Here is a 3,584-nt window from a genome sequence, read left to right as displayed (position 1 = left end):
GCACGGTGCCGGTGGTCGGGGTGGATGCGCACCTGCCCGCCGTGCCCCTGGCTGTGCAGACGCCCGATGCGCTGCGTGCGCGTTTTGCACAGCCACCCCGGTGGGAGCCGGAGGTGGTGCTGGAAAAGAAGTTCATGAACCGCGAGCCAGCCCACGCGTCCGTGTTGCTGGCGATCGTGTTGCGCGAGCAACCCATGGTGCTGTTGACGGAGCGCACCGCACATCTGTCCACCCATTCCGGGCAGGTGGCCTTCCCGGGCGGGCGGGCTGATCCGGAAGACGCCAGTGCTGCTGAAACCGCCTTGCGCGAAGCGCAGGAGGAGGTGGGCCTGGTCCGTGAATTTGTCGAGGTACTGGGGACCTTGCCCACCTACGTGACCGGCTCGTCATTCATCATCACCCCGGTGGTCGCCCTTGTGCAGCCGGACTGTGTGCTTCGGCCCAACCCGTATGAGGTGGCCGACCTGTTTGAGGTACCGCTGGCCTTTTTGCTCGACCCAGCTCACCATCGCCGCCATGTGTTTGACCGTGATGGCGTGCACCGCGAATGGTTCTCCATGCCCTACCAGCAAGGCGACAAGACCCATTTCATCTGGGGCGCCACGGCTGGCATGCTGCGCAATTTCTACCGGTTCATGATGGCTGAATGAAGCACCCCTGAGGCGCTTCGCGCGGACGCACCCGGTGTGTGGCAGCGCGACCCCTCACGTGGGGCTCTGGCTTCGGCCATGTGGGCTTTGAGGGCTGCGGGTGGGGTCCCCGCTTCATTGGAGGATGTGTTGCTGAGGTTCGGCGGAATCACGTGCTCCCGTGGCTTGGCGCCAGTATCATTGCCCCCCATGAGTTTCTTTGCCATCCTGTTCGCTCTGCTGATCGAGCAGGCACGCCCTCTGGCTCGCAGCAATCCCATCCACGCGGGGCTGCGTGCATGGGCCTTGTCCGTGAGCCGCAATTTCGACGCGGGCAAATCGCACCACGGGTGGGTGGCGTGGAGCCTCGCGGTGCTCGTTCCCGCACTGGTCACACTGGGCATCCACTGGCTGCTGCTGTGGGGTCTCGGCTGGCCGTTTGCGGTGCTCTGGAGCGTGGCGGTGCTATATGTCACGCTGGGTTTTCGGCAGTTCAGCCACCACTTCACCGGCATCCGCGATGCGCTGGAAGAGGGGGACGAAGACGCGGCGCGCGAGCGCCTCGCGCACTGGCAACAGGTGGATGTGGGCGCGCTGCCGCGCAGCGAGATCGTGCGCCATGTGATCGAGTATTCGGTGCTGGCTGCGCACCGGCATGTATTTGGGGTGTTGGCGTGGTTCTCGGTGCTGGCTGCGCTGGGTCTGGGGCCGACGGGGGCGGTGCTGTATCGCCTGGCTGAATTTGTCTCTCGCTACTGGCATTACAAGCAGCGCACCGGCGCATTGCCTGCCAGCGAGTCCTTGCAGCAGGCGTCCGCCCAGGCCTGGACTGCCATCGACTGGTTGCCTGCGCGGCTCACGGCACTGAGCTTTGCGGTTGTCGGCAGTTTTGAAGAAGCGATTGAAGGCTGGCGTTTTCATGCGCAGCGGTTTCCCAACGACAACGATGGTGTGGTTCTTGCCGCCACTGCAGGGGCCATCAATGTGCGCCTGGGCGGTGAGGCGTTGAAGGCGCGCACTGAGCTGCATGCGCCACAGGGTCTGGAGATTGATGCCGACATGGGCGACAGCGACTCCACCCCCGGCCGCGAGCCTGAAGTAGGCCACCTTCGTAGCGTGGTGGGCCTGGTGTGGCGCTCGGTGGTGGTCTGGATGCTGCTGCTGGCGCTGCTGACGCTGGCCCGGTTGCTCGGCTAGCCCGTTCACCTGTCGTGCCATCTCGCGTGGCGCCGCTGGCATACGCCGGTCAATACCGGGTGTGACTCAGCTCTTCAAATAAATCGCTATATATTTTGTAGCGAGAAGGGCTTATTCCTCCAGCGCTTTGGCCCTTTTTGACTGCATCCAGCACACCGCACCCCGGCTCATGCAGGTGGGTGCAGTTGTAGAACTTGCAGGCCGTTGCATGCTCGGCGATGTCGGGCATACAGGCCGCCAGCTGCATGGGGGCGATATGGTGCAGCCCGAATTCCTGGAACCCTGGCGAGTCGATCAGTGCCGTGGTGCGCGCCGCATCCATCCAGTACCAGTGGGTGCTGGTGGTAGTGTGTTTGCCTGAATTCAGGGCCTGCGAGATTTCTCCGGTGAGCACCGAGGCGCCCGGCACCAGCAGGTTGATCAGCGTGCTCTTGCCGGACCCCGACGGGCCCAGCACCAGCGTAGTCTTGCCCTGCAAGTGTTCCATGAGCAGGGCGCGGTCCACATCGCTGGACAGTGCCAGAGATAGCGGCAGCACGCCATAGTGTTTGCCTGCGCCCATGTGCCGGTACGGCAGCAGTCGCTCCCATGCGCGGGCGAAGGGTTCGACCAGATCACTCTTGTTGAGTGCAATGACGGGTTTGATGCCCTCCGCCTCTGCAGCAATCAGTGCCCGTGATAGCTGGCTTTCGGAGAACACCGGTTCCGCCGCAATCAGGATGAGCACCTGATCGAGGTTGGCGGCGAAAGATTTGGTGCGAATCTCGTCCTGTCGGTAGAACAGGTTGCGCCGTTCCTTGACCTTTTCGATGGTGCCTTCTTCGCCTTGCCCAGGCGGCGGTGCCTGCCATAGCACATGGTCGCCAACGACGGCCTGGCTTTTTTTACCGCGGGGGTGGCAGATGCGGCGCTCCCCATCCGGGGTCTCGACCATGCAGTGGCGCCCATGGCTGGCCACCACGGTACCTTCCATGAGGGCGCTGCGTTCAGCCATGGTGGGCCTGCCTCACAGTGCGACCAGTGCGTCGAACTGGGTGGCGCACTCGAAGTCGGTGCTGGAGATGCCATGCACGTCGTGCGTGTTCAGTCGCACCACGCAGCGGTTGTAGTGCACAGACAGATCGGGGTGGTGGTCTTGCGCATTGGCGATGAAAGCCAATGCGTTCACGAACGAGATCGTCTCGTAGTAATTGGCAAAGTGGTAGGTCTTCTCGATGGCGACGTTGGCGCCGTCGCCGCTGAGGCTCCAGCCCTCCAGTTTGGCCAGGTTTGCTACTATTTCTGTAGCTGTCAGGGCGCGGCGGGTCAGCGTGGACCAGTCTTTTTTCTTCAACATGGTAGTCATGGGTGAGCAGGGGTTTGCATGCGCGCCAGCCGTTCTGTGGCGGGTGGATGCGAGTAGTAAAACTTCACGTAGACCGGGTCTGGAGTGAGCGTGGAGGCGTTGTCTTCGTACAGCTTGAGCAAGGCCGACGACAGGTCGGCGCCGCTGGCCTGGGCCGCGGCATATGCGTCCGCCTGGAACTCATGGCGACGCGATTGTTGCGAAAACAGCGGCGAGATGAAGAAGGTAAATACCGGAACGACCAGCATGAAAAGCAGCAGTGCCAGCGCATCATTGGGTGCGGCGGCCATGGCCGGGTCCAGCGAGAGGTTGGGCCGCACACCCAGCCCGGTGTAGAACCAGACCTGTGTGGAAAGCCAGCCCAGCAGCGCAAAGCCCGCCAGGCTGAGCGCAAACATCATCACGATGCGCTG

The 3,584-nt window shown here is 63.0% G+C and carries 5 protein-coding genes; 2 read left to right on the top strand and 3 right to left on the bottom strand.

Going from position 1 to position 3,584, the window contains the following annotated elements; genetic code table 11:
* Together DBR23_RS09735 and DBR23_RS09730 are read left to right on the top strand one after the other, a co-directional pair.
* Positions 1 to 650: CoA pyrophosphatase (locus tag DBR23_RS09735; protein WP_233250371.1), on the top strand; the 650-nt coding region annotated here is incomplete at its 5' end.
* Between the two features lie 189 nt (positions 651 to 839).
* Complete coding sequence (locus DBR23_RS09730; RefSeq protein WP_056747487.1) at positions 840 to 1,826, top strand: CobD/CbiB family protein; 987 nt, start codon at positions 840 to 842, stop codon at positions 1,824 to 1,826.
* Positions 1,827 to 1,875: 49 nt separating this feature from the next.
* On the opposite strand, the gene rsgA is transcribed toward DBR23_RS09730, so the two are convergent.
* The 3 genes from rsgA to DBR23_RS30455 all read right to left on the bottom strand — a co-directional run.
* A complete protein-coding gene (gene rsgA / locus DBR23_RS09725; RefSeq protein ID WP_108498109.1) occupies positions 1,876 to 2,820 on the bottom strand; it encodes a ribosome small subunit-dependent GTPase A in 945 nt (314 codons plus the stop codon).
* Positions 2,821 to 2,832: 12 nt separating this feature from the next.
* A complete protein-coding gene (locus DBR23_RS09720) occupies positions 2,833 to 3,171 on the bottom strand; it encodes a 4a-hydroxytetrahydrobiopterin dehydratase (protein WP_056747489.1) in 339 nt (112 codons plus the stop codon).
* A partial coding sequence (locus tag DBR23_RS30455) for a M48 family metalloprotease (RefSeq protein ID WP_233250370.1) occupies positions 3,168 to 3,584 on the bottom strand: 417 nt, incomplete at its 5' end. The genes DBR23_RS30455 and DBR23_RS09720, both read right to left, overlap by 4 nt.

This window comes from Acidovorax sp. HMWF018, from assembly GCF_003061035.1.
In the GTDB taxonomy this organism is placed as follows: Bacteria; Pseudomonadota; Gammaproteobacteria; order Burkholderiales; family Burkholderiaceae_C; genus Acidovorax; species Acidovorax delafieldii.
This window is presented reverse-complemented; position numbering and strand designations above follow the sequence as displayed.